The 25,390-nt window shown below is 67.7% G+C and carries 27 protein-coding genes; 10 read left to right on the top strand and 17 right to left on the bottom strand.

What is annotated here, in order from left to right; genetic code table 11:
- Nucleotides 1-55: 55 nt before the first annotated feature.
- The gene (locus BLS66_RS18975; RefSeq protein WP_049465218.1) at nucleotides 56-1,204 is read right to left on the bottom strand and encodes an acetyltransferase domain-containing protein; all 1,149 of its coding nucleotides are present in this window, start codon (nucleotides 1,202-1,204) and stop codon (nucleotides 56-58) included.
- A gap of 199 nt (nucleotides 1,205-1,403) precedes the next feature.
- On the opposite strand from BLS66_RS18975, the gene BLS66_RS18970 reads away from it, so the two are divergent.
- From BLS66_RS18970 to BLS66_RS18960, 3 genes are all read left to right on the top strand, one after another.
- Nucleotides 1,404-3,368, top strand: coding sequence for an OPT family oligopeptide transporter (locus tag BLS66_RS18970; protein ID WP_049465191.1), 1,965 nt, complete (start codon nucleotides 1,404-1,406; stop codon nucleotides 3,366-3,368).
- A gap of 192 nt (nucleotides 3,369-3,560) precedes the next feature.
- On the top strand, nucleotides 3,561-5,639 hold the full coding sequence (locus BLS66_RS18965; RefSeq protein WP_053506289.1) for an alpha/beta hydrolase family protein: 2,079 nt from the start codon (nucleotides 3,561-3,563) through the stop codon (nucleotides 5,637-5,639).
- A 131-nt stretch (nucleotides 5,640-5,770) separates the two neighbouring features.
- Nucleotides 5,771-7,015, top strand: a complete 1,245-nt coding sequence (locus BLS66_RS18960) for a DUF819 family protein (protein WP_074726535.1) — start codon at nucleotides 5,771-5,773, stop codon at nucleotides 7,013-7,015.
- 226 nt (nucleotides 7,016-7,241) lie between these two features.
- Here BLS66_RS18960 and BLS66_RS18955 read toward each other — a convergent pair whose 3' ends face one another.
- The 5 genes from BLS66_RS18955 to BLS66_RS18935 are packed head-to-tail and all read right to left on the bottom strand — an operon-like array spanning nucleotide 7,242 to nucleotide 10,263.
- Nucleotides 7,242-7,721, bottom strand: a complete 480-nt coding sequence (locus tag BLS66_RS18955; RefSeq protein ID WP_074726534.1) for a hypothetical protein — start codon at nucleotides 7,719-7,721, stop codon at nucleotides 7,242-7,244.
- A gap of 46 nt (nucleotides 7,722-7,767) precedes the next feature.
- On the bottom strand, nucleotides 7,768-8,028 hold the full coding sequence (gene minE / locus BLS66_RS18950; RefSeq protein WP_005408532.1) for a cell division topological specificity factor MinE: 261 nt from the start codon (nucleotides 8,026-8,028) through the stop codon (nucleotides 7,768-7,770).
- A gap of 2 nt (nucleotides 8,029-8,030) precedes the next feature.
- Nucleotides 8,031-8,840: a septum site-determining protein MinD gene (gene minD, locus BLS66_RS18945; protein WP_006424120.1), complete on the bottom strand. Its 810-nt coding sequence runs from the start codon at nucleotides 8,838-8,840 to the stop codon at nucleotides 8,031-8,033.
- 35 nt (nucleotides 8,841-8,875) lie between these two features.
- A complete protein-coding gene (gene minC / locus BLS66_RS18940; protein ID WP_049464940.1) occupies nucleotides 8,876-9,721 on the bottom strand; it encodes a septum site-determining protein MinC in 846 nt (281 codons plus the stop codon).
- A complete protein-coding gene (locus BLS66_RS18935; protein WP_005415684.1) occupies nucleotides 9,667-10,263 on the bottom strand; it encodes a GNAT family N-acetyltransferase in 597 nt (198 codons plus the stop codon). The genes minC and BLS66_RS18935 overlap by 55 nt, the downstream gene beginning before the upstream one ends.
- Before the next feature lie 151 nt (nucleotides 10,264-10,414).
- Between BLS66_RS18935 and BLS66_RS18930 the strand changes: the two genes are divergently transcribed.
- From BLS66_RS18930 to BLS66_RS18915, 4 genes are all read left to right on the top strand, one after another.
- The gene (locus BLS66_RS18930; protein WP_049464938.1) at nucleotides 10,415-11,611 is read left to right on the top strand and encodes a sensor histidine kinase; all 1,197 of its coding nucleotides are present in this window, start codon (nucleotides 10,415-10,417) and stop codon (nucleotides 11,609-11,611) included.
- Nucleotides 11,611-12,252 carry a response regulator gene (locus tag BLS66_RS18925; RefSeq protein ID WP_006424175.1) on the top strand — a complete coding sequence of 214 codons (642 nt, stop codon included), beginning with the start codon at nucleotides 11,611-11,613 and terminating at the stop codon, nucleotides 12,250-12,252. Before BLS66_RS18930 ends, BLS66_RS18925 begins: the two co-directional genes overlap by 1 nt.
- A 234-nt stretch (nucleotides 12,253-12,486) precedes the next feature.
- Complete coding sequence (locus BLS66_RS18920) at nucleotides 12,487-13,560, top strand: polyketide cyclase (protein WP_049464936.1); 1,074 nt, start codon at nucleotides 12,487-12,489, stop codon at nucleotides 13,558-13,560.
- Nucleotides 13,561-13,664: 104 nt separating this feature from the next.
- The gene (locus BLS66_RS18915) at nucleotides 13,665-14,036 is read left to right on the top strand and encodes a DUF423 domain-containing protein (RefSeq protein WP_049464934.1); all 372 of its coding nucleotides are present in this window, start codon (nucleotides 13,665-13,667) and stop codon (nucleotides 14,034-14,036) included.
- 155 nt (nucleotides 14,037-14,191) lie between these two features.
- On the opposite strand, the gene BLS66_RS18910 is transcribed toward BLS66_RS18915, so the two are convergent.
- From BLS66_RS18910 to BLS66_RS18890, 5 genes are read right to left on the bottom strand one after another with little or no spacing between them, the layout of a single operon-like run.
- A complete protein-coding gene (locus BLS66_RS18910; RefSeq protein ID WP_074726533.1) occupies nucleotides 14,192-15,001 on the bottom strand; it encodes a M15 family metallopeptidase in 810 nt (269 codons plus the stop codon).
- A 9-nt stretch (nucleotides 15,002-15,010) separates the two neighbouring features.
- Entirely contained in the window at nucleotides 15,011-15,604 is a 594-nt protein-coding gene (locus BLS66_RS18905; protein WP_049464929.1) for a PH domain-containing protein, read from the bottom strand.
- A 3-nt stretch (nucleotides 15,605-15,607) separates the two neighbouring features.
- The gene (locus tag BLS66_RS18900) at nucleotides 15,608-15,787 is read right to left on the bottom strand and encodes a DUF4177 domain-containing protein (RefSeq protein WP_049464927.1); all 180 of its coding nucleotides are present in this window, start codon (nucleotides 15,785-15,787) and stop codon (nucleotides 15,608-15,610) included.
- Nucleotides 15,784-15,963, bottom strand: a complete 180-nt coding sequence (locus BLS66_RS18895) for a type II toxin-antitoxin system antitoxin (RefSeq protein WP_005408543.1) — start codon at nucleotides 15,961-15,963, stop codon at nucleotides 15,784-15,786. Before BLS66_RS18895 ends, BLS66_RS18900 begins: the two co-directional genes overlap by 4 nt.
- A gap of 45 nt (nucleotides 15,964-16,008) precedes the next feature.
- On the bottom strand, nucleotides 16,009-16,890 hold the full coding sequence (locus BLS66_RS18890; RefSeq protein ID WP_064237890.1) for an SPFH domain-containing protein: 882 nt from the start codon (nucleotides 16,888-16,890) through the stop codon (nucleotides 16,009-16,011).
- 136 nt (nucleotides 16,891-17,026) lie between these two features.
- Between BLS66_RS18890 and purT the strand changes: the two genes are divergently transcribed.
- Nucleotides 17,027-18,214 carry a formate-dependent phosphoribosylglycinamide formyltransferase gene (gene purT / locus BLS66_RS18885; RefSeq protein WP_049431763.1) on the top strand — a complete coding sequence of 396 codons (1,188 nt, stop codon included), beginning with the start codon at nucleotides 17,027-17,029 and terminating at the stop codon, nucleotides 18,212-18,214.
- A gap of 113 nt (nucleotides 18,215-18,327) precedes the next feature.
- On the opposite strand, the gene BLS66_RS18880 is transcribed toward purT, so the two are convergent.
- Together BLS66_RS18880 and BLS66_RS18875 are read right to left on the bottom strand one after the other, a co-directional pair.
- Nucleotides 18,328-19,542, bottom strand: coding sequence for an endonuclease/exonuclease/phosphatase family protein (locus BLS66_RS18880; RefSeq protein WP_074726532.1), 1,215 nt, complete (start codon nucleotides 19,540-19,542; stop codon nucleotides 18,328-18,330).
- 38 nt (nucleotides 19,543-19,580) lie between these two features.
- Nucleotides 19,581-20,336 (bottom strand): arginyltransferase, encoded by a 756-nt coding sequence (locus BLS66_RS18875; RefSeq protein WP_005408547.1) that lies wholly within the window; start codon nucleotides 20,334-20,336, stop codon nucleotides 19,581-19,583.
- Between the two features lie 156 nt (nucleotides 20,337-20,492).
- Here BLS66_RS18875 and BLS66_RS18870 point away from each other — a divergent pair, with 156 nt between their 5' ends.
- On the top strand, nucleotides 20,493-21,053 hold the full coding sequence (locus BLS66_RS18870) for an EF-hand domain-containing protein (RefSeq protein WP_057494147.1): 561 nt from the start codon (nucleotides 20,493-20,495) through the stop codon (nucleotides 21,051-21,053).
- Between the two features lie 51 nt (nucleotides 21,054-21,104).
- Here BLS66_RS18870 and BLS66_RS18865 read toward each other — a convergent pair whose 3' ends face one another.
- From BLS66_RS18865 to BLS66_RS18850, 4 genes are all read right to left on the bottom strand, one after another.
- On the bottom strand, nucleotides 21,105-22,322 hold the full coding sequence (locus tag BLS66_RS18865; protein WP_074726531.1) for an RNA polymerase sigma factor: 1,218 nt from the start codon (nucleotides 22,320-22,322) through the stop codon (nucleotides 21,105-21,107).
- A gap of 209 nt (nucleotides 22,323-22,531) precedes the next feature.
- A complete protein-coding gene (locus BLS66_RS18860) occupies nucleotides 22,532-23,035 on the bottom strand; it encodes a pathogenicity-like protein (RefSeq protein ID WP_074726530.1) in 504 nt (167 codons plus the stop codon).
- Nucleotides 23,036-23,039: 4 nt separating this feature from the next.
- Nucleotides 23,040-23,939, bottom strand: a complete 900-nt coding sequence (tesB, locus tag BLS66_RS18855) for an acyl-CoA thioesterase II (RefSeq protein ID WP_032953622.1) — start codon at nucleotides 23,937-23,939, stop codon at nucleotides 23,040-23,042.
- Between the two features lie 153 nt (nucleotides 23,940-24,092).
- Complete coding sequence (locus tag BLS66_RS18850; RefSeq protein WP_053462457.1) at nucleotides 24,093-24,869, bottom strand: enoyl-CoA hydratase/isomerase family protein; 777 nt, start codon at nucleotides 24,867-24,869, stop codon at nucleotides 24,093-24,095.
- Between the two features lie 34 nt (nucleotides 24,870-24,903).
- Here BLS66_RS18850 and BLS66_RS18845 point away from each other — a divergent pair, with 34 nt between their 5' ends.
- Entirely contained in the window at nucleotides 24,904-25,350 is a 447-nt protein-coding gene (locus BLS66_RS18845; RefSeq protein WP_074726529.1) for a copper chaperone PCu(A)C, read from the top strand.
- Nucleotides 25,351-25,390 lie beyond the last annotated feature (40 nt).

The following is a 25,390-nucleotide window of genomic DNA, read 5'->3' as shown; positions in this document are numbered from 1 at the left end:
CAGCCGCTGGTGGATCCACGCCATGCAGGGATCGCGCTTCCCCGGCGGCCGCCGCTCACAGGTATCGCAACCATGGCAGATCGCGCCTTCGCGCTTTGAACCGCGCGAAGGCCCGCGTCGGCGGGTACAGCCCCACGGCCAGCGCACAGGCCACCAGCAGCAGGCCGCTGACCGAATCCAGCGCATACAGCGTGCCCTGGGTCGGGCCCCACGCGGCCAACGCGGCCAGGTACAGCCCCTTCAACACGTACAGGTGCAGCAGGTAGAAGAACATCGGCGCGGCGCCGATATCGGCCAGCGGCTGCAGTGCCCGCGCCAGCGGCGGCCATTCGTACAGCCGCAGCAGCAACAGTCCCACCCCCAGGGTCAGCAGCAGGAACTGCAAGGACGGCGGGTACTTGGTGACGTTGAAGATGCTCAGCCAGGTACGCAGCGTGGTGGCCTGGTACTGCCAGGGCGCATCGCCGTAGTCGTTGGCGAAGCGCAGCAGCACGAACAGGGCGAGCGCGCCGACGCCCGCCCACAGCAGCCAGCGCTGGCGCTGCTCCGGCGCGCGCTCGCGGCCGAACCACGGCCCCATCAGGTAGCCCAGCGCAATCACCCCGATCCAGGGCAGCAGCGGATAGGACGTGCGCAGGCGTAGCGTGCCGGCCTCGATCCAGTCACGCTGGTGCAGCACCTTCCATACCACCGCCAGCAGGCCGTTGCCCTGCACCCGCACACCATCCAGCAGGTTGTGCCCGGCCACCACCGCGACCGCGACCGCCAGCAGGACGGGGCGGGGCAGCCACAGCAGGCCGGCCAGCGCGATCATGCTCAGCCCGATGGCCCAGATCACCTGCAGGTACAGCGTTTGCGGCGGCAGCTGGAAGGTCCAGGCGAAATTCACCAGGGTCAGCTCCAGCACCACCAGGAACAGCCCGCGCTTGAGCAGGAACGCGGCCGTGGCCCCGCGCGGATCCGCCTGGCGCTGGCCGTACAGCCAGGCCGACAGCCCGGTCAGCAGCACGAACACGGGGGCGCACAGGTGGGCCAGCAGGCGGCAGGCGAACAGCGCAGGGGAGACCGTCGCTGCGTCCATCGGGTCGCTCACCTGGTGCTGCAGGAAGAAGGTCTCGCGCACATGGTCGAGCAGCATCAACAACATGACGGTGCCGCGCAGCTGGTCGATGGAGGCCAGGCGGGAAGGGGAGGAAGGGGGCATGCGATGCGGCAACGACAGGGCAGCATTAAGATATAACATATCAATTGCGGCGATCCCAGCCGGACTTTGCCGGGTCTGCCGATTCCGGGGCCACGCACCGCGCCGTTGCGCTGCGGCGGCCGCCCCATCCTTTGGCACGCTGGACTTGATCTGCCCTGAACGCTAGCGTGGCAGGGATTTTTTGCCAGCAGGGGCTTCCATGAACCACGACGCTGCGCCCAAGCAGCTCACCTTCCGCGCAGTGGCCCTGGCCATCGTGCTGGCGGTGGTGCTGTCGGCCGCAAACGCCTACCTCGGTCTGTTCGCAGGCCTGACCATCGCCACCGCCATTCCCGCCGCGGTGATTTCCATGGGCGTGCTGCGCCTGCTGGGCGGTGGCTCCATCCTCGAGAACAACATCGTGCAGACCGGCGCCTCGGCCGGTTCGTCGATCGCCGCCGGTGTGATCTTCACCATCCCGGCGCTGGTGATCATGGGCTACTGGCCGGACTTCAAGTACTGGTGGGTGCTGGGCATCGCCGGCCTCGGCGGCCTGCTGGGCGTGCTGTTCTCGGTGCCGCTGCGCCGTTCGATGATCGTCGAAGACCCGCTGCCGTTCCCGGAAGGCAAGGCGGCAGCCGAAGTGCTCAAGGCCGGTGAGAACCCGGGCCCGGGCCTGAAGATCCTCGGCCTGTCGGCGGTGATCGGTGCCTTCGTCAAGCTGGCCGCGGAAAGCGGCATGCGCCTGATTCCCGATGCCTGGGCCACCTCGGCCTACGTTGGCAGCTCCAAGGTCACCGCCTTCATCGGCACCAACCTGTCGCCGGCACTGCTCGGCGTGGGCTACATCGTCGGCCTCAACGTCGGCATCGTGGTGGTGTCCGGCTCGATCCTCACCTGGCACATCGCCATTCCGATCTACCAGGCGTTCTTCATGAACACCGATCCGGCACTGGCCGCGTCGGTCGCCACCGCCTCGTCCACCGAGGCCGCGTTCGCCATCTGGGGCGCGAAGATGCGCTACCTGGGCGTCGGCGCAATGCTGATCGGTGGCATCTGGACCCTGATCTCGCTGCGCAAGTCGCTGCTCAACGGCGTCAAGAGCGGCTTCGCCGCGGCCCGCAAGAGCGGTGGCCCGGTGCTGGCGCACACCGAGCGCGACCTGCCGATGAAGTGGATGCTGGTCGCCCTGGTGGTCTTCGTGCTGCCGCTGCTGGCCCTGTACCAGGCCATCGTCGGCCAGTGGCACGTGTCGATCCCGATGACCCTCATCATGATCGTCGCCGGCTTCCTGTTCGTTTCGGTCTCGGCCTACCTGGCCGGCCTGATCGGCTCGTCCAACAACCCGGTTTCGGGCATCACCATCTCCACCATCCTGTTCGCTTCGGCCGTGCTGGTGGTGCTGCTGGGCGCCGATGGCCTCAAGCCGGTCGGTGCCGGCGGTGCGCCGCTGGGTGCGGTGGCCGCGATCATGATCGGCGCGGTGGTGTGCTGTGCCGCCGCCGTCGGTGGTGACAACCTGCAGGACCTCAAGGCCGGCTACATCGTTGGCGCCACCCCGTGGAAGCAGCAGTTGATGCTGGGCATCGGCGCGTTCTCGTGCGCGCTGATCATGGCCCCGGTGCTGAACCTGCTGGCCACCGCCTACGGCATCGGCGTGAAGTCCGAGCTGCACCCCAACGCGCTGGCTGCGCCGCAGGCCAACCTGATGGCCTCGGTGGCCAAGGGCCTGTTCGGTGGTGAACTGCCGTGGACGTTCATCGGCATCGGTGCCGTGGTCGGTGCCGCCATCATCGCCTTCGACAGCTGGCTGAAGGCGCGCAACGCCCGCTTCCGCGTGCCGGTGCTGGCCGCCGCCATCGGCATCTACCTGCCGCTGGAGCTGATGGTGCCGATCTTCCTCGGCGGCCTGATCGCCCACCTGGTCGAGCGCTTCCACAAGGTGCGTGCCGATGACGAAGAAGGCCGCGACCGCGTGCACAAGCCGGGCGTGCTGTTCGCCGCTGGCCTGATCACCGGCGAAGCGCTGATGGGCATCGCCATCGCGATTCCGATCGTGGTCAGCAGCCGCGCCGACGTGCTGGCCGTGCCGTTCCACCTGCCGGGCGCACAGTGGATCGGCCTGGCCGTGCTGTTCCTGGTCGGCTGGCTGATCTACCGCACCGGCAAGTACGCCAAGGCGTAAGGGAAGGGTAGTGCCGGCCGCTGGCCGGCAACGCCAACGCAATGCCGGCCAGCGGCCGGCACTACCGCAGACCCCGCTTCGGCGGGGTTTGCCTTTTCTGGCGGCTGCTCGATCACGGCCATGACCGATGGCCTTGGCAGCCCCGGCCGCACGGGCCTACCATCGGTTTTTTGCCGTCCTGCGGAGACCCCGATGAAACTGCGTCATGCCCTGCTGCCACTGAGCCTGCTGGCCGCCCTGCCCAGCGTCGCCGCTGCCCGCGGCCTGGACGTCCGCGACATGGTGGCCATGGACCGCGTCTCCGCACCGGTACTGACCGCTGACGGCGGCACCGTGGTGTTCGCCAAGCGCAGCGTGGACGCCAACCTGAAGGCCTCCACCGCGCTGTTCGCGCGCAACCTGCGCACCCGCGACGCAGCGCCGCCGAAGCAGATCACCCCGGCCGGCTGGAACGTCAATTCCGCTTCGCTGTCGGCCGATGGCCAGACCGTCTATTTCCTCAGCGCCAAGAACGGCAGCCAGCAGTTGTATGCACAGCCGATCGGCGGCGGCACCCCGCGCCAGCTGACCGACTTCCCGGTCGACGTGGACAGCTACCACGTGTCGCCGCAGGACGACCGCGTGCTGTTCAGCGCCGGCGTGTTCCAGGCCTGTGCCTCGGATCTGGCCTGCACCGAGAAGAAGCTGAAGGACGTGGCCGGCGCCAAGGCCAGCGGCAAGGTCTTCGATTCGCTGTTCGTGCGCCACTGGGACACCTGGAACGACGGCCGCCGCAACACCCTGTTCGTCGCGCCGCTGCCGACGGCCAAGGCCGGCGCGGTCAAGGGCGCTTCCGCGCTGAGCGCGACCATCGACGGCGATGCCCCGTCCAAGCCGTTCGGTGGCAATGATGACTTCGCGTGGTCGCCGGATGGCGCCAGCGTGGTGGCCAGCATCCGCGTGGCCGGCAAGCAGGAGCCGTGGTCGACCAATTTCGACCTGTACCGCTTCGACGCCGCCGGCAAGCAGGCGCCGGTCAACCTGACGGCCTCCAACCCGGCCTGGGATGCCGGCCCGGTGTTCAGTGCCGACGGCAAGACCCTGTTCTACCGCGCGATGAAGCGCCCGGGCTTCGAGGCCGACCGCTTCGGCCTGATGGCGATGGACCTGGCCAGCGGCAAGACCCGCGAGATCGCGCCGCAGTGGGATCGTTCGGCCGGTGGCATCACCCTGTCCGCCGACGGCGCCAGCATCTACACCACCGCCGATGACCTCGGCGAGCACCCGCTGTTCCAGATCGACGTGGCCAGCGGCAAGGCGACCAAGCTGATCGGCGATGGCAGCGTGACCGCGGTCGACGTGGCCGGCAACAGCGTGGCGATCACCCGCAACAGCCTGAAGAGCAACGACCAGGTGCTGGTCGGCCTGCTGCCGGCCGCGGGCGAAGCCATCGGCGAACTGCGCGCGCTGACCCCGGCCGCCGGTGAGGTGCTCAAGGACGTCAGCTTCGGCGACTACGAACAGTTCGAGTTCAAGGGCTGGAACAACGACACCGTGCATGGCTACGTGGTCAAGCCGCACAACTACCAGGAAGGCAAGTCGTACCCGGTCGCGTTCCTGATCCATGGCGGCCCGCAGGGCAGCTTCGGCAATGGCTGGAGCTACCGCTGGAACCCGCAGACCTATGCGGGCCAGGGCTACGCGGTGGTGATGATCGACTTCCACGGCTCCACCGGCTACGGCCAGGCGTTCACCGATGCGATCAGCCAGCACTGGGGCGACCGCCCGCTGGAAGACCTGCAGAAGGGCTGGGATGCGGCGCTGAAGAAGTATTCCTTCCTCAACGGTGACAAGGCCTGTGCGCTGGGCGCCAGCTACGGCGGCTTCATGGTCAACTGGATCGCCGGCAACTGGAACAGCCCGTTCAAGTGCCTGGTCAACCACGACGGCGTGTTTGACCAGCGCATGATGGGCTACGCCACCGAAGAACTGTGGTTCACCGAGTGGGAGCAGGGCGGCACGCCGTACCAGAAGGCCGCGAACTACGAGAAGTTCAACCCGGTCAACCACGTGGCGGACTGGAAGAAGCCGATCCTGGTCATCCACGGCCAGCAGGACTTCCGCATCCCGGTCGAGCAGGGCCTGGCCGCGTTCACCGCCGCCCAGCGCCAGGGCATCGAATCGAAGTTCCTGTACTTCCCGGATGAAAACCACTGGGTGCTGAAGCCGAACAACAGCATCCTGTGGCATGACACCGTCAATGCCTGGCTGAAGCAGCACATCGGCAACTGAGGGTTGCGGCGCCGCCCTCCGGGGCGGCGCTTCTGTTTTCTGGTAGTGCCGGCCGCTGGCCGGCAACCGCTTGCCGCTTCCCACCTGTACGAGATTGCCGGCCAGCGGCCGGCACTACCCAGAGCGCCTGCATGCCCTCGAACGCCCTGATCCAGAATGACATCGTCGTCTTCGGTTTGATCGCCGCCACGCTCGGTGCCGTGTTCTGGACCGCCTCGCGCGAGCAGGGCCTGTGGAAGCGCTTCTACACCTTCGTGCCGGCACTGCTGCTGTGCTACCTGATTCCCGGCATCTACAACACTGTGGGCCTGATCGACGGCCAGAACACCCGGCTCTACAACCCGATCGCGCGCGACATCCTGTTGCCGGCGGCGCTGATCCTGCTGACCCTGGCAGTGGACATCAAGGGCATCCTGCGGCTCGGCCCGAAGCTGGTGCTGATGTACCTGGGCGCCTCGGCCAGCATCATGCTGGGCGCAGTGGTGGCGTTCCTGGTGATGCGCGCGATCCATCCCGACACCGTGGCCGGCGACACCTGGGCCGGCATGGCGGCGCTGGCCGGCAGCTGGATCGGTGGCGGCGCCAACATGCTGGCGATGCGCGAAGTGTTCGACGTCAATGCGACCACCTTCGGCCAGTTCGCGGTGGTCGATGTCGGTGTCGGCTACGTGTGGATGGCGGCGCTGATCTTCCTGGCCGGGCGCGCGGCGAAGATCGACGCACGCAGTGGTGCCGATACCTCGGCCATCGACGAACTGAAGGAGCGCATCGCGCGCTTCCAGGCCGAGCACGAACGCATTCCCAGCCTGACCGACCTGATGCTGATCGTGGCCGTGGCCTTCGGTGGCGTCGGACTGTCACATGCGATCGGTGCGCCGCTGGCGGCCTGGTTCAAGGCCAACGTCAGCTGGGCCTCGCAGTTCAGCCTGGACGCGCCGTTCGTGTGGGTGGTGGTGCTGTCGACCACGCTGGGCCTGAGCCTGAGTTTCACCCGCGCACGCAACCTGGAAGGGGCGGGGGCATCGCGCCTGGGTTCGTTGCTGCTGTATTTCCTGATCGCCTGCATCGGCATGCAGATGGATCTGCTGGCGCTGCTGGATCGCCCGTGGCTGTTCCTGCTTGGCCTGATCTGGATCGCCGTGCACATCGTGCTGCTGTGGTGCGTGGGCAAGCTGCTGAAGGTGCCGTTCTTCTATTTCGCCATCGGTTCGCAGTCGAACATCGGTGGCCCGGCCTCGGCGCCGGTGGTGGCGGCCGCGTTCCATCCGGCGCTGGCACCGGTGGGCGTGCTGCTGGGTACGATGGGCTATGCCACCGGCACCTACCTGGCCTACATCGTCGGCATCACCCTGCGCGCACTGGCCGGGCAGGGCTGATGGGGTAGTGCCGGCCGCTGGCCGGCAACCCGGTGATGCCTCACGGGTTCATGAGGTTGCCGGCCAGCGGCCGGCACTACCGATGCGCTACGCCACCGGCAAGCTGCGTTCGACCAGCCACGCCTTCGCGTCTTCGGCGTCCTGCTCGAACCGCGCCGAGTGAAAAGAGGGGCGCCGCGAGGTCCGACGCGTCGCCACGCGCCCGTGGCCAACCGCGCCTGCGGCTTTACGCCACCGGCAAGCCGCGTTCGACCAGCCACGCCTTCGCGTCTTCGGCGTCCTGCTCGAACCACGCTTTCGTAGACCCCAGCCGATACGTATACCCCCAGGCATCCATGTCGGCCATCAGCCGCTGGCTGCCGACGCCGGGCAGCTGCCCGGCCAGTACGATCTGCAGGTAGCAGGTGGCGTCTTCCTCGGCCACCGAGTCGGTGGCGTCGGTATGCACCTGCGCCCGCCGCTCCGGCGGCAGCACGATCAGGTGGCAGGCCTCGTGCAGCATCGAGTGCACGGGCGTGTCGTCGCGCACGTACACGTTGCTGGCGATGATGCCGGCCTCGGGCTCGCCCCAGTAGCTGCCGGGAATCGGCTCGCCGTCGGCCACGTGGTGCAGCTGCAGGCCATGCGCGGCGAGCAGGCACTGCGCATCGGCGAAGGCGATGTCGCCCACGCAGGTGATGTCCACGGCGGTTGTCGTATCGGTCATGCGGGTCGGGCAGCCCCGCCCATGCAGGCACGGGCGGGGCAGGGGATCAGGGTTTGTCCGGGCCTTCCGGCAGCGCCACGGAGATGTCCAGCACATCGTGCTGGCCATCCTTCACCAGGTCGACCTTCACCGCATCGACGTCGATGTTCACGTACTTCTTGATCACTTCCAGCAGCTCGCGCTGCAGCAGCGGCAGGTAGTCCGGGCCACCACGGTGGCTGCGTTCCTGCGCGATGATGATCTGCAGGCGGTTCTTGGCGGTTTCGGCGGTGGTCTTCTTCGCTTTGAGGAAATCAAACAGGCCCATGCTTACCCTCCGAACAGCTTGCTGAAGAAGCCCTTCTTCTCGACGTTGGTGAAGCGCATCGGGCGTTCTTCGCCGAGGATGCGCGCGACGGCGTCTTCATAGGCCTGGCCGGCAGCGGATTCGACATCCAGGATGACCGGCTCGCCCTTGTTGGAGGCGTTGAGCACGTCGCCCGATTCGGGGATCACGCCGATCGCTTTCAGGCCAAGCACTTCCTCGACGTCGGCGATGCTCAGCATCTCGCCGCTTTCCACGCGCACCGGGGTGTAGCGGGTCAGCAGCAGGAAGGCCGGCACGTCCTGGCCGGATTCGGCCTTGTGGGTCTTCGAATCGAGCAGGCCGATGATGCGGTCGGAGTCGCGCACCGACGACACTTCCGGGTTCACCACCACAACCGCGCGGTCGGCGAAGTACATCGCCAGGAAGGCGCCCTTCTCGATGCCGGCCGGCGAGTCGCAGATGATGTAGTCGAAGCCATCGGCGGCCAGGTCCTTCAGCACCTTGCCCACGCCTTCCTGGGTCAGTGCGTCCTTGTCGCGGGTCTGCGAGGCAGCCAGCACGTACAGGTTGTCGAAGCGCTTGTCCTTGATCAGGGCCTGCTTGAGGGTCGCTTCGCCGTGCACGACGTTGACGAAGTCGTACACCACGCGGCGTTCGCAGCCCATGATCAGGTCGAGGTTGCGCAGGCCGACGTCGAAGTCGATCACGGCCACCTTCTTGCCGCGCCGCGCCAGGCCGCAGGCCAGGCTCGCGCTGGAAGTGGTCTTGCCGACGCCGCCCTTGCCGGAGGTGACTACGATGATTTCAGCCAAAGGACTTCTCCTGATGATTCTGTTTGGGTGCTGCGTCAGTCCAGCGCAGCGATCTTGATCTGGTCCTGTTCCAGCCACACCTGCACGGCCTTGCCGCGCAGGTTGTCCGGGACATCGTCCAGTACCTTGTAATGGCCTGCAATGGCGACCAGTTCCGCATGGAAATCACGGCAGAAAATACGTGCCGCGGTGTTGCCCTGGGCCCCTGCCAGCGCGCGGCCGCGCAGAGTCCCGTAGATATGGATGCTGCCGTCGGCGATGACCTCGGCGCCGGCGCCGACGGTGGCCATCACGGTCAGGTCGCAGTTTTCCGCGTACAGCTGCTGGCCCGAACGCACGTTGCCCAGCTGCATGCGGCCCGGTTGCGGCGCGGCGGCGTCGGCCACCTTGGCCACCGGCGCTGCCGGGGCCGGTTTCGGCTCGGCACGGGCTGCCCGGCGCGGTTCCGGTGCGGGCGGCGGCGGGGCCTGCTCGGCCTCGGCACGCTCGTACTGCGCGCGGAACTTGGCGAGCAACGGCAGGCCGAGCTGCTGCGAGAGCAGGTCGATCGCGCTGGTGCCATAGGCCAGCGCCACCGGCAGCACGCCGGCGCTGCGCAGGCCGTCGACCAGCGCCTGCGCGGTGGCCACGTCCGGCACCTGGCTCAGGCCGCCGAAGTCGAGGATCACCGCGGCGCGGCCGAACAGCTTCGGGGCGCGGGTCACGCGCTCGCGCATTTCCTGCACGAGGCGCTCGACGTCAAGGGTACGGATGCGCAGGTTGGCGATGCCCACCTGGCCGATCTTCAGTTCACCGGCCTGTTCGTAATCGAAATTCACCGCCACGCTCAGGTCCCCGTCGGCCGCTGTGCCTGCGCCGGCAGTTGCCGGGCGCGTGTCCATGCCACATCCGGCAGCTTGCCGCCGTAGGTCTCCTTGACCCAGGGGTAGCTGCACAGTTCCTTGGCCAGCATGCTGGCGCGCACATCGACCTGCGGCATGGTGTTCTGGCCCAGCTCGCGGAAGCCGAAGCTGCCGTGGAAGAGCAGGGCGGCATCGGCGCCATGGTCGAGGAAGACCTCGCAGGTCATCTGCGGGTAGCGCAGCTCGGCGAAGCTCTGCGCGTCGGCGTAGAACGCACGGCCGACACCACCGCCACGGCGGCGGCTGGCGACCACGATGCGGTCGATGTAGAAGAACGGGGTGTCCAGCTGCTGCTTGAACCAGGCGAAATTGCTGCTGTCGTGCTGGCTGTCGCTGCCGAAGCCGATCAGGAAACCGGCCAGGTTGCCGTCGCGCTCGGCGACGCGGAAATACTCAGCGGTCTCATAGAACAGGCGCAGTCGTGCCGCATCCAGGGGAAGGATGGCCAGGCCAGCGTTGTTGTTCAAAGCCAGGACGGAATCGAGCTCGTGCTCGCGCACGTCGCGGATGACAATCGACATTGTGACTCCGTGGGGTAACGCGGTTGGTCCATCAAGGGACCCTGCGCACGATTATTGCATGCCCGGGGTGGGCTGCGGCATGAACAGGCGACCGGGCAGGCATGACTTCCGTGGGAGTGCGCGAGGCAGCCCGGGCCCGTAGAGTGCTGGCATGTTGGGAGTCCTCAGCCATACCCGCGTCCTCCGTCTGGCCGGCCTGTTCACCTGGGTCATGGTCGGCCTGCCGCTGGCCTACTCGCAGTTCGAGAACCTGCACAGCCGCAGCGACATGGGCGGCTGGGCGATCCTGCTGTTCGTCGCCTATCTGTCTTTCGGCACCGCCTATTACTGGCTCACCCGCATCCTGCGCAGCGACAGCCATACCAGCTGGCTGGACCGTGGCCTGCTGCTGCTGCTGACGATCTCGGCGCTGGGGGTCAGCTTCCTCAGCGGCTCGGGCCTGGGCAGCATCCTGATGATGGTGGCCGCCGGGGTCATCCCGTGGATGCTGTCGGTGCGGTTGGGAGTGCTGTGGCTGCTGGTCAGCCAGCTGGCGGTCGCGCCGGTCTACTACATGCTGCTGCGCTTCCCGCTGTTCGAAGCAGTGATGCAGTCGCTGCTGTATGGCGGCTTTTCCATGTTCATCTTCGTGACCAGCCTGGTCGCGCGACAGCAGACCGAGGCCCGCGACGAGCAGCGCCGGCTCAATTCGGAGCTGCGCGCCACCCGGGCCCTGCTGGCCGAGAGTGCGCGGGTCAACGAGCGCACCCGCATTTCGCGCGAGCTGCATGACCTGCTCGGCCACCAGCTGACCGCGCTGACCCTGAACCTGGAAGTGGCCGGCCACCTGGCAGAGGGCCAGGCGCTGGACCACGTCAAGCGCTCGCATGCACTGGCCAAGCTGCTGCTGGGCAACGTGCGCGAAGTGGTCAGCCAGCTGCGCGAGACCGGTGCCATCGACCTGGCGGCGGCGCTGCGCCCGCTGACCGAGAACGTGCCCTCGCTGGACATCCAGCTGGACATCGAGGATCCGCTGAACGTGGAGGACCCGCAGCGGGCCCACGTGCTGCTGCGCTGCACCCAGGAGATCATCACCAACGCGGTGCGCCATGCCAGTGCCCGCCACCTGTGGATCAAGGTGTACCGTGAAGCCCCCGACCGGGTGGTGGTGGAGGCCCGCGACGACGGCGTCGGCGCGGATATGGTCAACGTGGGCAATGGCTTGCGCGGCATGCGCGAGCGCCTGCAACAATGTGGCGGCCAGCTGCAGATCGAGACCCGCCCCGGTGAAGGCTTCCGGCTGCGGGCAACGGTGCCGGCAACGGTGCTGGTGGCCGCCCTTACCAAGGTTCCTGAAGGAGTGCGTTGATGATTCGCGTCTGCCTGGTCGACGACCAAACCCTGGTGCGGCAGGGAATCCGCTCCCTGCTGGCGCTCGACGACGGCATCGAGGTGGTGGCCGAGGCCGGCGACGGCCGGCAGGCGGTCGAGCTGATACCGCAGGTGCGCCCCGACGTGGTGCTGATGGACATGCGCATGCCGGTGATGTCGGGCCTGGAGGCCCTGCAGGTGCTGTCGCGGCAGGAACAGCTGCCGCCGACCATCATCCTCACCACGTTCGACGATGACCAGCTGGTGCTGGCCGGGCTCAAGGCCGGTGCCAAGGGCTACCTGCTCAAGGATGTCACCCTGGCGCAGCTGGTCGGTGCCATCCGCACCGTGGCCGATGGCGGTTCGCTGGTGCAGCCGGCGGTGACCCAGCGGCTGCTCTCCGGCCTGGAGCACATGCGCAACGAGTTCGTCAGCCTGGACCGCCCGGACCCGCTGACCGACCGTGAGACCGAGATCCTGCGGCTGATGGCCAGTGGCTTCTCCAACAAGGAGATCGCCAACTCGCTGGGCGTGGCCGAGGGCACCATCAAGAACCACGTCTCCAACATCCTCTCCAAGCTGGGCGTGCGCGACCGTACGCGGGCCGTACTGAAGGCGTTTGAACTCCAGTTGGTCTGACAAAATTCCTTTTGGTACAAGGACTTGGGTAGCGCCCAAGGGTTCCCGCCAAGGTTGCCCCCTACTTGCCGGGCAGCGGTATGCGTTACCCTTCGAATTCTTTGTCCATACAAATACGCAGCCGGCACGGAAACCGGTGCGCCAATCCCGATAAACAATGCCCGCGAAGCCTGCTAGGATTGGCGCTTCGCTTCAATCAACCCGGCCGTGGGATCGGCCCCGGAGACTCTCTGAATGACCCGTATTATCGAGTTCCTGATCGCCTTGGGGATCGTGGCTGGCCTGTTCGTCATCATTGGCGTATGTCTGCCGGGCGAGCGTCACATCACCGAAAGCATCGAGACCAACCGCAAGATGACGATCGTGTACGACACGGTCAGCAGCCTGCGCCGCTTCAAGGACTGGAACCCGCTGGTACTGCGCGATCCCGCCGTTGAACTGAAGCTGTCCGGCCCGGCGTCCGGTACCGGTGCCACCCTCGACTTCAACTCCAAGGACCTGGGTACCGGTTCCTGGAAGATCACCGAAGCCGAAGAGAACAAGCGTGTTGTGATCGCCATCGAAGACGCCACCAAGGGTCACGACAAGGTCACCACCTTCAACCTGGAGCCGACCGGCAAGGGTGGTCGCAACGTCAAGATCACCCAGGACTACTCGGTGAAGTACGGCTTTGACCTGTTCGGCCGTTACGCCGGCCTGTATGTCAGCCGCCAGATCGGCGATGACATCAAGCTGGGCCTGTCGCGCATCGCCAACATGCTCGCCAGCGTTCCGAACGTCGACTACCGCACCCCGGAAGCCCCGCTGACCGACCTGGCCATCGTGGAAGTGCCGGCCGAGAACCTGCTGGTGGTCAACGCTGGTAACGTGGACCGCGGCCAGGATTCCATCACCAAGTCGATCAAGGACAACCAGGAGTGGATCAAGCGCGTGATGGAGGCCAATGGCCTTGAAGCCGCCGGTCCGTTCCGCATCATCACCACCGACTTCGGCCAGGAGAAGTACGCCTTCGACATCGCCCAGCCGGTGAAGAAGAAGGGTGCTGAAGGTGCTGCTGCCGACGAGCTGACCGTCAAGATCGACGGCGGCGCACCGGTCAAGTACGTGCACGTTGCTCCGCACCGTTCGGCGCATGCGGCCTACACCGGCCACATGGCGGGCCTGGACGTGGCCCGCAACGGCCTGCGTGCCTGGGCCGTGACTTCGGGCAACGAAGTCATCGACCGCCCGTACGAAACCTGGAAGGACGGCATCGACAAGTCGTTCACCCCCGAAGGTACCTACGACATCTACTGGGCCGTCAAGTAAGCCTCGGCTGTCCCATGTAGTGTTGGACACGAAAACGCGCCGCTGACTGCGGCGCGTTTTTTTTTATTCCGCACCCGGTGAGGGGTGCTGCGCAAGGAGCCTTCATGTTCAACCTTGAACGTCGCGCGCGTAAGCCGTCCCTGCTGGCCTGCGTGGGTGCGCTGCTGGCCGCTGCCTCGATCGGCCTGTCTGCCTACGCATCGCACGGCGTAGCCGACCCGCTGGCGCAGCAGCACCTGAACCTGGCAGCGCTGTATGCGTTCGCGCATGGCGCGGTGCTGGTGGCGCTGGGGCCGCGCGCGCACGGAGCGATCGCGCACCTGGCGCTGTACGTGCTGCTGCTGGGCGTGCTGCTGTTTTCCGGCAGTCTGGTGGGCGGGGCGTTGTGGCAGTGGCCGACGCGGATGGCGCCGATCGGCGGCACCAGCATGATGGCCGGCTGGGTGTTGCTGGCGATCAATGCGTTGAGGCGGTGAGGGCAATTCGGGGTACAGCCGAGCATGGCCCGGCATTACATGGGGGCGTTGCGCGGCAGCGGCTGTAGAGCCGAGCCATGCTCGGCTTCGAGCGAAGCGGTCCGCTTTTGTCTCTGCTCTCTCGTTCCATTCCGCGTGCGGGCGCCACGCGGGGCTCAGCCGTTGGCCGGTCTCCAGCACCAGTGCCAGGGTTCGTAGACGATGCCGTGCGGGTTTTCACGCGGGTAGCTCAGATGGAAGCCATGCCTGCCGGCATGGGCCTGTAGCCAGGCGAACGCGTCGGTGGCTTCAAATGATTCTTCGGCCGGTGCATCGCCCGGTGTGCCGATGTCCAGCGCGTGGCCGCTGTGGTGTTCGCTGAACCCCGGTGCGGCATTGACCTTCAGGATCTCCGCCACGCTCAGCCCGCGTGCCAGCTTCCGCTCGAAGATGCCCAACTGGTAGGCATGGCTGCGGAAGCCGGAGATTGCGTCGAGCGCGATGCCCTCCCGTGCCGCGTGCAGGCGCATCCGCCGCCATCCCTGCGCGGCGCCGCGGCGCAGCCACAGCGGGCGGCCGAACCGGTCACGACCGGCGAAGTGCAGCAGGCACGGTTCGGGCTCCAATGGCAGGCCGCTGTCGTCGGCATAGCGCTGGGCATCCAGGCCCAGCTGCTGCAGGCGCTGCTGCAGGCCCGCCAGTGGCAACCACTGATCCTGCAGCGCAGCGCCGAACGGCCGCGCCGCCGCTGCATCGAGCAGCGCCAGAGCCTCCTCGACCCCGGGTTCGCGCGGCAGGCGCGGTACCAGCGAATGCACGCCATGCGTCGTCACCGCCGCCAGGAAGCGGCCATCGCGCTTGCGCCGCAGCACCCACTGTGCCTGCGACAGCAGGCGGGCATCCAGGGTGCTGCGTGCGCGCAGCAGGTGGGCGGGCCACAGCTCGATGGCCTCGGTATTGATCAGCAGGGGCGCGCGTCGTTGCATCGCCGCAGCTTACTGCCGCGGCGCCGGTGCGGCCACCTTGCGCAGTGCGTCCAGCAGTACCTGCGGCCGGTCCAGGCTGAGCAGCAGCGCGCTGCCGTCGCGTACCGGCAGCACCAGAACGCGGCTGCGGTCGGTGACCAGGGCAAAGCCCTTGCCGCCGCCCTGCAGGCGGAAGTGCCCGGAGTAGAAGCCCGGCATCGCATAGCCGTTGGTCTTGAAACGGATGCCATAGCGGCGGTCGCGGGCAAGATCGACCACCTCGGCCTGGTCCAGCCGCAGCTGCGTCACCGGGATACGGCGGCGGTACATCGTCGAGCGCACGTCCAGCACGTCATCGGCCAGTTCCACCCGGCGGCGGAAGAACGCTGCGCCCAGCCCGACGCCGAGCGCTGCAATGACCAGCAGGCTCCAGGCGGCGCTGCCGCCCATCCGGAACCAGGGCGGCGACAGCGTCACTTCAATCCAGGGTGCCGTCGCCGGTGCCTTGTACAGCTGCGCATACAGGCAGGCCACGAAGGCGGCGAGCAGGGGCAGCACGATCCACAGCACGCGCAACGGCGAGCTTTCGGCCACCTCGTACTGCTTCGGATCGCTGGCAGTCATGGTTCAGGCCTGCTTCTTGAACACCAGCATCGCCGGGCGCATCGGTGCCGGGATGATGATGTTGACCAGTTCCCAGCCCAGCTGGCCCTGGCGGGTCAGCTCGGCCTGGACGTCCTCGGCCTTGAGGACGCCCATCATGGATGTCTTGACCTCGATGGTCTGGTAGCTCCAGCGCGTGCTCATTCCTTGTCCTCCGGCGATGGCGTGGGTTTTGGCAGGCGTCCTGCCTTGCGCAGGGCGTCGCGCAGCACGTATTCGATCTGCGCGTTGAGGCTGCGCAGCTCGTCGTCAGCCCAGCGCTGCGCGGCGGCCAGGACCTCGGCGTTGATGCGCAGCGGATAGGCTTTCTTCTCACTCATGAAAACTCCTGGCGGGGCGGTGGGGCGCCCCGTTGCGAGGGTGGTTCAGTACAGCGAACCGGCGTTGACGATCGGTTGGGTGCCGCGGTCCGAGCACAGCACGGTCAGCAGGTTGCTGACCATGTGCGCCTTGCGTTCCTCGTCCAGCTCAACCACGCCGTTTTTCTGCAGTTCGGCCAGGGCCATTTCGACCATGCCCACCGCACCGGCCACGATGCGCGTGCGCGCGGCGATCACCGCGTTGGCCTGTTGCCGCTGCAGCATCGCCTGGGCGATTTCGGCGGCGTAGGCCAGGTGGCTGATGCGCGCATCGATCACCTGCACGCCCGCGTCGGCCAGGCGCTCGGCCAGTTCGTTCTTCAGGTGCTGGGAGATCTCGCTGGCGTGGCTGCGCAGCGCCAGCTGGCCGTCCTCGTGCTGGTCGTAGGGGTAACTGGTGGCCATCGCGCGCAACGCCGATTCGGACTGGATATGCACGAAGCTCTCGTAGTCGTCCACGTTGTAGACGGCCTCGGAGGCGTCGACCACCTGCCAGACAATCACCGCGGCGATCTCGATCGGGCTGCCATCGAGCTCGTTGACCTTCAGCTTGCCGCTCTCGAAGTTGCGCACGCGCTGGCTGACCCGGCGCTTGGCATAGAAGGGGTTGTTCCAGCGCAGGCCGTTGTCCTTCACGGTACCCACGTATTTGCCGAACAGGCTCAGCACCGCGGCCTGGTTGGGCTGGACGGTGTACAGGCCGGCCAGGATGAATACGCCCAGGACCCCCAGCAGCGCACCCAGCAGCATCAGCAGCAGGTTGGGCGAGCCGGTGCTGGCCTTGGCGGCCACGCCCAGTACGAACAGGGCAGCGCCGGCGAGGGCGACGAGCAGGGCACCGGCCAGCGTGCCGAGGCCGTTGAGGGAGGCAAGCGACTTCTCTTTCATGGCGGTACGTCCTTGAGGATTCGATTCAAGATATCAAAGTGATATCACATTGGGGCGACCGTTCGTCGGACGCCCTGCCCGGGGTGCCCGGCCAGCTAGAATGCCCCTCCGCCTTCACACCGTTGCTGGAACCGCCATGGCCAAGCTTGGAACTCCGTTGTCCCCCTCCGCCACCCGCGTGCTGCTGCTGGGCTCGGGCGAACTCGGCAAGGAGGTGGCCATCGAGCTGCAGCGGCTGGGCGTGGAGGTGATTGCCGCCGATCGCTATGCCGATGCCCCGGCCATGCAGGTCGCGCACCGTTCGCACGTGATCGACATGCTCGATGCCATGGCGCTGCGTGCGCTGATCGCCCAGGAGCAGCCGCACCTGGTGGTGCCGGAGATCGAGGCCATCCATACCGAGACCCTGGTCCAGCTGGAGCAGGAGCAGGGCCTGCGGGTGATCCCGACTGCGCGCGCCGCACGCCTGACCATGGATCGCGAAGGCATCCGCCGCCTGGCCGCCGAAACCCTGGGCCTGCCGACCTCGCCGTACCGCTTCGTCGATACCGAGGCCGAGTACCGTGCTGCCGTGGCCGCCATTGGCCTGCCGTGCGTGGTCAAGCCGGTCATGTCGTCCTCGGGCAAGGGCCAGAGCACCCTGCGCAGCGAAGCGGACATCGCCCCGGCGTGGGAGTACGCACAGACCGGTGGCCGCGCTGGCGCCGGCCGCTGCATCGTCGAGGGTTTCATCGACTTCGATTACGAGATCACCCTGCTGACCGTGCGCCATGCCGGTGGCACCTCGTTCTGCGCGCCGATCGGCCATCTGCAGAAGGACGGCGACTACCGCGAAAGCTGGCAGCCGCAGCCGATGTCGAGCGCGGCACTGGCGCGTGCCGAAGAGATTTCGCGCGCGATCACCGATGACCTCGGTGGCTGGGGCCTGTTCGGTGTCGAGCTGTTCGTGAAGGGTGATGAGGTGTGGTTCAGTGAAGTGTCGCCGCGCCCGCACGACACCGGTCTGGTGACGCTGGTATCGCAGGAGCTGAGCGAGTTCGCGCTGCACGCGCGCGCCATCCTTGGCCTGCCGATTCCGGTGATCCGCCAGAGCGGCCCGTCGGCCTCGTGCGCGCTGTTGGCACACGGCGAGGGCGTGCCGTACTTCAACAACGTCGCCGCCGCACTGCAGGTGCCGGACACCGCCGTGCGCCTGTTCGGCAAGCCGAGCGTGCATGGCCACCGCCGCGTCGGCGTGACCCTGGCGCGCGCGGCAACCATCGACGAAGCACGCGCCATCGCGCGTGATGCCGCCGACGCCATCGGCGTCGAACTGCGCCCGTAAACCGAAAAAGGGGACGGAGGGGATTAAGTCGTTTGTGCCACAAACGACTTAATCCCCTCCGTCCCCTTTTTCCACCGTGCAGTCGACCAACAGTCGACTCTACCCAGTCGACGCTACCGCACGTCCACCCACACCAGGTGGTGGTCGCTGCCGTCGGCGATCTTCGCTTCCGGGCTCTCATTGGCCGGCCAGAAGATGCCGCTGCCCACGTACTCGAAACCGGTCGAGGGCAGCACGTAGTCCAGGCGCATCGTGCCGGACTTCGGGCCGAAATCGCCGGTGGCGTGGAACGGCGCGCCCTTGCGCTCGATGCCCTTGGCCGCATAGGCCAGGCTGGTCTGCTCGCCGCCGACGCTGCGCGGGGTGGGGTAGCGCAGCACGCGGGCGTTCTCGATCAGCTCGACGATCGCCTCATGGCGGCCATCGCCATCGGCCGGGTCGTTGTTGAGGTCGCCGAGGATCACAAAGCGCGCATCCTGCGCCAGGCCGCCGCACTGGCCCTTGTCGTCGCACAGCCAGGGCTTGTCACCCTTGGACAGGTATTCCTGCCACAGGCGCAGTTCGTCATGGTTGCGCGCCGCGTTGCGCTTTTCCGGGCCATCGAACACCGGCGGGGTCGGGTGCGAAACCAGCGCGTGCACCACGCCGGCCGGGGTCTTCACCGGCACGTCCCAATGCGACTTCGACGACAGCCGCAGCTGCGACCACACATGATCGTTGTAGAAGCTCTGGCCGGTGCGGGGGTCGACCGGGCGGATCGCACCGGGCATCGCGCTCCACTTCAGCAGCTGGAAGCTGCGCACCTTGGCTTCATCGATCGGGTAGCGCGACAGTACCAGCATGCCGTACTGGCCCGGGTGCAGGCCGTAGCCCCACGCGTCATTGCCACGGCTGCGGCCCTCGCCGCCGACCACGCCGTTGTTGTCCAGGTCCAGGCCGCTGGGCACGCCGGTGTTGACCGGGGCCAGGTAGCGGTAGGCGAAATGCAGCGGCTTGCCGCCGCCAGGCTGGGCCACTTCCAGGTAGCGCTTCTGGAACAGGTCGGCGGCGAGATGGGCATCGTCGAAGTCGAACTCGTTCAGCAGCACCAGGTCCGGGCGCACCTGCTGCAGCACCGCGGCGATCTTGCGCGCGTGCTCGCTGTCGCCTTCCAGCTCCTTGATCAGGCCGCCGGCGTCATCGGAGTACAGCGAGGTGTTGTAGGTGGCCAGGCGCAGCGCAGCGGACGGCTTTTCGGTCATCGCAGGGGACGTGGCGAAGGCAGGGGCCGTGGCGCCGCAGAGCAGGGCCAGGGCGAGGATCAGGGGATGGCGTCGGGTCATGTTCATGGGCCGTATTGTGCACCCGGCCCGGTGTCAGCGGTTTGTCAGCGCCCGTCCAGATCATTGTCGAAATCGTGCCAGCGGCGGCCGTCATACGCCTCCAGCGGATGGAAGCGGCGCTTGTAGTCCATCTTCTGGTGGCCGCGGATCCAGTAGCCCAGATACACGTGCGGCAGCCCCTCGCGGCGTGCCCATTCGATCTGCTGCAGGATCGCGAAGGTGCCCAGCCCGCGCGCGGCGTGGTCCGGGTCGAAGAAGGTGTAGACCGCCGACAGCCCGTGCTCGGTGACGTCGGTCACCGCCACCCCCAGCAGCTGGCTGGGCTGGCCGTCGTGGCCGGGCAGGCGCATCTCCATGAAGCGGGTGTGCGACCAGCTGCCGATCAGGAACTGCTCGAACTCGTGCGGGCCGTGGTCGTCCATGCCGCCGTTGGCGTGGCGGTGGGTGAGGTAGCGGTGATACAGCGCGAACAGGTCGTCGCGGGCGGTGGCGGCGGTGATCCGCACCTCCAGGTCGGCATTGCGGGCGGCGCAGCGGCGCTGGCTGCGGTCCGGAGCGAAGCGTGCCACCGGGATCCGCACTGCGACGCAGGCCTGGCAGTGCGCGCAGTGCGGCCGGTAGACCAGGTCGCCACTGCGGCGGAAGCCCCAGCTCAGTGCCAGTGGATAGAGCGCGCCGAGGCGGCGGTCGTTCGGGTCCAGCACCAGGTCGCGTGCCACCCGGTCCGACCAGTACCCGCAAGGGTGCTCGCCGGTCTGGAAAAGTCGCAGTTCGTCGTCTCTGTCGCCATGGATCGCCATGGACACAGCATAGCCCCAGCCCGTCGCAGTGGCGGCGACTGTCCGCCGGATGAACGGAACCGGCAGCGGCGTCAACCGATGTCGCGTCCGGGCGTTGTTGTCCCTCGAGGGTGAAGTGATTACCCCGACGCTGTTCCCATCCCCAGGAGTGACCTCATGATCCGTACCCCCCTGCTGCTGGCCCTGTTGCTGGGCACCTCTGCTTCCGGAATCGCGCTGGCCGCCGACACCCCGGCCACGCCGGCACCGCGCCCGGCCAAGCTGGACACCAACGGTGACGGCGTCATCGACCGCAGCGAGGCGGCCGCCAACCCGCGCCTGGCAGCGAAGTTCGACGAGCTGGACAAGAACAAGGACGGCAAGCTCTCGCGCGACGAACTGCCGCGCTGGCAGCATGGCCGCCGCGGCCATGGCGGTGAGCGCTGGGCCACGCTGGACGTCAACAAGGACGGTCGCATCAGCCGCGAGGAAGCCAAGGCCGATCCGCGCCTGGCCGCGCGTTTTGACCAGCTTGATCTGAACAAGGATGGCTACCTGGACAAGGCCGACCGCGAGCTGCGCATGAAGCAGCATCGTGATGCCTGGTTCGCTGCCGCCGACACCAACAAGGACGGCCAGCTGAGCAAGGCCGAGTTCGATGCGGCCAAGGGCCCGATGCATGGCGGCCCCCGCCATGGTGGCCCGCGTGACGGTGGCGCACCGGCGCCGCAGCGCTGAGGCTCAACGCAGTGAATGACGACAACGCCGGCAGAGTGCCGGCGTTGTCCGTCATACGTTTCCGCTGCGCATCAGCGCATACACCACCAGACCGATCACGAAGACGTTCGCCCCGATGATGCCGGTGCGCCCGTAGACGGATTCGTATTGCCAGTTGGTTCCGCTGCGGCCGCGCCGCGCCGAATCGCGCGCGATCATGGGGGCCATCAGGCGCTGCAGCGGCACCAGGCACTGGTAGTTCACCGTACCCAGGCCGATGACGAGAATGGCAAGTTGCAGCCACAGCGGCACCTGCAGCATCAGCGAGACCAGCAGGCTGGTGCAGACGACCATCGCAGTGAACGTATTGAGGTGCACGAACCGTCGCACGGCCGCCCGCTCCTGCGGGGTGTCTGCGAAGCGCAGCAGGAAGCGGCCCCCCAGATAGCTGCCGATGATGCCACCGACGACGCCCCCGGCAACGGCGGCCCAGTTGCTGGCGGGTATCAGGTGCAGCTGGCTGGCGGCGGCCGTCAGTGAACCCATGGCTGCGCCGCCTGCGGCACTGACGCCGCCCAGGCCCAGCTTGCTGCCGCCCACGCCGACGCCGGTGCTGAGCAGGATCGCGGCGCTGGCGGTGCCGGGCGCGGCCACCAGGACCATCGACACCACCGCGGTGGCGAATGCAGCGCTCGGCGCGCTGCTGCGTGCGAACTCACCGAAGCGCTGCAGCAGGCCGTCGCGGACCAGGGCGCGGGCGCGCGACAGGCGCTTGCGCACGGCTGCGTCGCTGAGCCCGAGCAGGTCGGCCACCTGCTGCGAACGCTGGCCTTCGCGGTAGTACAGGAGCAGCACTTCGCGGCTGTCGGCGGGCAGCGCCGAGATGATGTCCTCGGCGGCGATCTCTTCCTCCACCCGCTGCAGGCGGTCGGCGGCACCCGGGGCCGGGTCGGCAGCCATGCCCATCGCCACCTCGGCCGCCTCGCCGGTCAGCGGTCGGCCACGCTGGGCACGCAGCCAGTCGCGGGCCAGGTTGCGGGTGATCTGCCGCAGCCAGGGCAGGAAGCTGGTCGAGCTGCGCAGCTGGTGCAGCTGCTGCCAGCCCTTGACGAAGGCTTCCTGTGCGATGTCTTCGCTGGCCTGGCGGTCGCGGGTGATGGCCAGCGCGATGGCGGTGACCGTGTTCTGGCAGGCCAGCACGATGCGGCCGTAGGCGTGCTGGCAACCGCTGGCGGCGGCGGGCAGTTCGCGTTCCAGGGTCTGGTCGATCGATGCGGCGAACGTCGTCATGGCGGCGGCTCTCCTGCTGGGATTGTGTCCCATGACGGAGCCGCGCGCGAAGTGTGACCGGCTTTCTGCACGGTCGTGCCGGCCCCCGGCCGGCAACCTCACGACAAAAAAAGGGGACGGAGGGGATTAAGTCGTTTGTGCCACAAACGACTTAATCCCCTCCGTCCCCTTTTTGCAGTTGCCGGCCAGCGACGGGTACGACCCGTGGGTTATTTCGATGGCTGGATGCGGACCCGGACTTCTTCCTCTTCCGGCGTTGCCTGCGGGGCCGGCTGGGCCGGCTGCGTCTGGGGAGCGGGCGCCGGCGCCACCGGGGCCGGGGCGCTGCGGTGGCGCAGGCCGATCACCAGCGCCACACCGGCGATCACCACCAGCAGGGCGATGCGGATGCGCCAGGCCCAGCTGCGGCCGCCGCCGCCCTGTTCCGGGGCATCGCGGAAGGCGAACTCGGCGGTCGGGTGGTCGCGGCGGGTGGTGTCGAGCAGGCGCGCCTCGCGCAGGATCTCGCGCGCGCGCGGCTGGTCGTCGGCGCGCACGATCCACACCGCCGGGTAGGCGTTGGCGTTGCCCAGGTCGGTATAGCTGAACTGCCCACGGCGGCGGGTCTTGTAAGAGCGCCCGTTGGTCACCTTGACGTCGATGCCGTGCCCGCGCAGGAGCTCGGCCACGCCTTCGACGGTTTCCACACGCTGGCTGCTGAAGATCTGGCGCATCGGATCACTCCTTGGCCGGCACGGCGGCCGCCGCTGCCTGGTCGGGTACGACGCGGATCAGGCCTTCCTGCGCGGTGCTGGCCACCAGCACGCCGTTGCGGGTGAAGAACTGGCCGCGGGCCAGGCCCCGCGAATCCTGTGCGCTGGGGCTGTCCAGCGAGTACAGCAGCCAGTCGTCGGCACGGAACGGGCGGTGGAACCAGATCGCGTGGTCGAGTGAGGCCATCTGCACGTGCGGGTGGTAGTAGCTGATGCCGTGCGGGAAGGTCGCCGTGCCCAGCAGGTGGAAGTCCGAGGCGTAGGCCAGCAGGGCCTGGTGCAGCTCCGGGGCATCGCCGACCGGCTCGCTCAGGCGCAGCCACACCTGGTGGTAGGGCGGACGCTTGGGCGGGTTCAGTTCGTCGCGCGGATAGACATGGCGGAACTCGAACGGACCTCCACGCGACAGCCAGCGCTGCACCTTGATCGGCAGGCGTTCCAGCACCTCGGCCGGCAGCGGCCGGTTCGGTTCGATGTCCTCCGGCTGCGGCACTTCGGGCATCTTGTGCTGGTGCTCGGCGCCGGTCTCGGCCTGCTGGAACGAGGCCGCGCAGAAGAAGATCACCTTGCCGTGCTGGATCGCGGTGACCCGGCGTACCGAGAAGCTGCCGCCGTCGCGGGTACGGTCCACGTCGTAGACGATCGGGTGGTCGATGTTGCCGGCGCGCAGGAAGTAGGCGTGCAGCGAGTGCACGTGGCGGCCGTTGTCGACCGTGGCTTGCGCGGCGGCCAGCGCCTGTCCCAGCACCTGCCCGCCGAACACGTACTTGGTGCCGATGTCGCGGCTCTGCCCGCGGAACAGGTTGTCCTCCAGCCGCTCCAGCGTGAGCAGGTCGATCAGCTCGGAGACGACGGGTTCGGGCATGTCGTTCAAGGGGGCGGCCACAGCAGTGAAAGAGGGCCTGATTATACCGGTCAGGGCGGCGGCCCCATCTTCGGTAGTGCCGGCCGCTGGCCGGCAACCTCATGATCCTCTTGGGGGGGGCTGCGGATGCCGGCCAGCGGCCGGCACTACCGTTTACTTGCCCAGCCGGGCGACCAGCGCCTGCAGGGCGTTCTGCGCATCCGGGGCGAACCAGGCTTCGACGAAGCGGTCGAGCTGGATCAGGTCCGGGTGCAGCGCTTCGTGCAGGTCAGCGCGGGCAATCGCGCGCGTCAGCAGCATCGGCTGGCGCGGCTGCCTGAGCAGGTTCTGCAGCCAGGCCACGGCACGTGCCACCACCAGGTCACCTTCGGCCAGCTCATCGACCAGGCCGATCTGCAGCGCCTGTTCGGCCGGCACCAACGCGCCGGTGGTCAGCAGCGCGCCGGCGCGGTGCACGCCCACCGCACGGCGCAGCAGGCGCTGGATGCCTTCCGGTGCAATCAGGCCGACCTGCACTTCGTTCAGGCCGATGGCATACGGGCGCGACGGATCGGCGCTGCGCGCCATCACCCGGTAGTCGCAGCACAACGCCAGCACGCAGCCACCCGCCGGGGCGTGGCCGGTGATCGCCGCGACCACCGGAATGCGGCTCTCGGCCAGGGTGCGCACGGCGCCAAAGAAGGCGTTCCAGGTGTCCAGCAGCTTGTGCTTGTCATCGCCATGCGAGAGCAGGTGCGGCACGTCCATGCCGCCGGTGAAGATGCGCTCGCTGCCCGACAGCACGATGCCGTGCGCGTCTTCGGCCATGGCCAGCTCGATGGCATGGATCAACTGCCGGCACAGGTCGGTGTCCAGTGCATTGACCGGCGGCCGCGCCAGGCGCAGTTCGCGGATGGGGCCATGGTTGATCACCTCGATGAGCGTCGTCATGCTGCGGTCTCGTTGCGAAGAAGGAACCTGGGCGATGATAACCAAACCATTCGTTGGCGTACTGTTGGTGCTGTGTGCGGCCGCAGCATCGGCGTCCGCTGCTGAGCCGGCCTGCGTCACGATGGAGCGGGGCTGGGCGCGGCTGCCACCGAATCCCGCGATGCCGATGACCGCCGGCTATGGCGTGATCCACAATGGCTGCAGCAGCGCGGTGGCAATCACCGGCGCGACCATCAGTGGTTTCGGAGATGTGTCGCTGCACGAGACCACGATCGTCGACGGGGTCAGCCGGATGCGGGCCGTTGAACGCCTGCCCTTGGCGCCGGGGGCGCGTGCCGAGCTCAAGCCCGGTGGCCTGCACCTGATGTTGATGCAGGGCAAGGGCGCGCTGAAGGAAGGCCAGGCGCTGCCGCTGCGGCTGCAGCTGGAGGGCGGTGCTGAAGCGAACGCGACGTTGACCGTGCGCAAGGTCGCGCCGTAGCGGGATGGTAGTGCCGGCCGCTGGCCGGCAGCACGGGCAA

The sequence above is a fragment of the Stenotrophomonas pavanii genome, from assembly GCF_900101175.1.
Taxonomy (GTDB): domain Bacteria; phylum Pseudomonadota; class Gammaproteobacteria; order Xanthomonadales; family Xanthomonadaceae; genus Stenotrophomonas; species Stenotrophomonas pavanii.
This window is presented reverse-complemented; position numbering and strand designations above follow the sequence as displayed.

Coding starts and splice junctions, on each gene's coding strand:
- BLS66_RS18975 (WP_049465218.1), bottom strand. CDS start 1,204: ATGCCCCCTTCCTCCCCTTCCCGCCTGGCCTCCATCGACCAGCTGCGC.
- BLS66_RS18970 (WP_049465191.1), top strand. CDS start 1,404: ATGAACCACGACGCTGCGCCCAAGCAGCTCACCTTCCGCGCAGTGGCC.
- BLS66_RS18965 (WP_053506289.1), top strand. CDS start 3,561: ATGAAACTGCGTCATGCCCTGCTGCCACTGAGCCTGCTGGCCGCCCTG.
- BLS66_RS18960 (WP_074726535.1), top strand. CDS start 5,771: ATGCCCTCGAACGCCCTGATCCAGAATGACATCGTCGTCTTCGGTTTG.
- BLS66_RS18955 (WP_074726534.1), bottom strand. CDS start 7,721: ATGACCGATACGACAACCGCCGTGGACATCACCTGCGTGGGCGACATC.
- minE (WP_005408532.1), bottom strand. CDS start 8,028: ATGGGCCTGTTTGATTTCCTCAAAGCGAAGAAGACCACCGCCGAAACC.
- minC (WP_049464940.1), bottom strand. CDS start 9,721: ATGGACACGCGCCCGGCAACTGCCGGCGCAGGCACAGCGGCCGACGGG.
- BLS66_RS18935 (WP_005415684.1), bottom strand. CDS start 10,263: ATGTCGATTGTCATCCGCGACGTGCGCGAGCACGAGCTCGATTCCGTC.
- BLS66_RS18930 (WP_049464938.1), top strand. CDS start 10,415: ATGTTGGGAGTCCTCAGCCATACCCGCGTCCTCCGTCTGGCCGGCCTG.
- BLS66_RS18925 (WP_006424175.1), top strand. CDS start 11,611: ATGATTCGCGTCTGCCTGGTCGACGACCAAACCCTGGTGCGGCAGGGA.
- BLS66_RS18920 (WP_049464936.1), top strand. CDS start 12,487: ATGACCCGTATTATCGAGTTCCTGATCGCCTTGGGGATCGTGGCTGGC.
- BLS66_RS18915 (WP_049464934.1), top strand. CDS start 13,665: ATGTTCAACCTTGAACGTCGCGCGCGTAAGCCGTCCCTGCTGGCCTGC.
- BLS66_RS18910 (WP_074726533.1), bottom strand. CDS start 15,001: ATGCAACGACGCGCGCCCCTGCTGATCAATACCGAGGCCATCGAGCTG.
- BLS66_RS18905 (WP_049464929.1), bottom strand. CDS start 15,604: ATGACTGCCAGCGATCCGAAGCAGTACGAGGTGGCCGAAAGCTCGCCG.
- BLS66_RS18900 (WP_049464927.1), bottom strand. CDS start 15,787: ATGAGCACGCGCTGGAGCTACCAGACCATCGAGGTCAAGACATCCATG.
- BLS66_RS18895 (WP_005408543.1), bottom strand. CDS start 15,963: ATGAGTGAGAAGAAAGCCTATCCGCTGCGCATCAACGCCGAGGTCCTG.
- BLS66_RS18890 (WP_064237890.1), bottom strand. CDS start 16,890: ATGAAAGAGAAGTCGCTTGCCTCCCTCAACGGCCTCGGCACGCTGGCC.
- purT (WP_049431763.1), top strand. CDS start 17,027: ATGGCCAAGCTTGGAACTCCGTTGTCCCCCTCCGCCACCCGCGTGCTG.
- BLS66_RS18880 (WP_074726532.1), bottom strand. CDS start 19,542: ATGAACATGACCCGACGCCATCCCCTGATCCTCGCCCTGGCCCTGCTC.
- BLS66_RS18875 (WP_005408547.1), bottom strand. CDS start 20,336: ATGGCGATCCATGGCGACAGAGACGACGAACTGCGACTTTTCCAGACC.
- BLS66_RS18870 (WP_057494147.1), top strand. CDS start 20,493: ATGATCCGTACCCCCCTGCTGCTGGCCCTGTTGCTGGGCACCTCTGCT.
- BLS66_RS18865 (WP_074726531.1), bottom strand. CDS start 22,322: ATGACGACGTTCGCCGCATCGATCGACCAGACCCTGGAACGCGAACTG.
- BLS66_RS18860 (WP_074726530.1), bottom strand. CDS start 23,035: ATGCGCCAGATCTTCAGCAGCCAGCGTGTGGAAACCGTCGAAGGCGTG.
- tesB (WP_032953622.1), bottom strand. CDS start 23,939: ATGCCCGAACCCGTCGTCTCCGAGCTGATCGACCTGCTCACGCTGGAG.
- BLS66_RS18850 (WP_053462457.1), bottom strand. CDS start 24,869: ATGACGACGCTCATCGAGGTGATCAACCATGGCCCCATCCGCGAACTG.
- BLS66_RS18845 (WP_074726529.1), top strand. CDS start 24,904: ATGATAACCAAACCATTCGTTGGCGTACTGTTGGTGCTGTGTGCGGCC.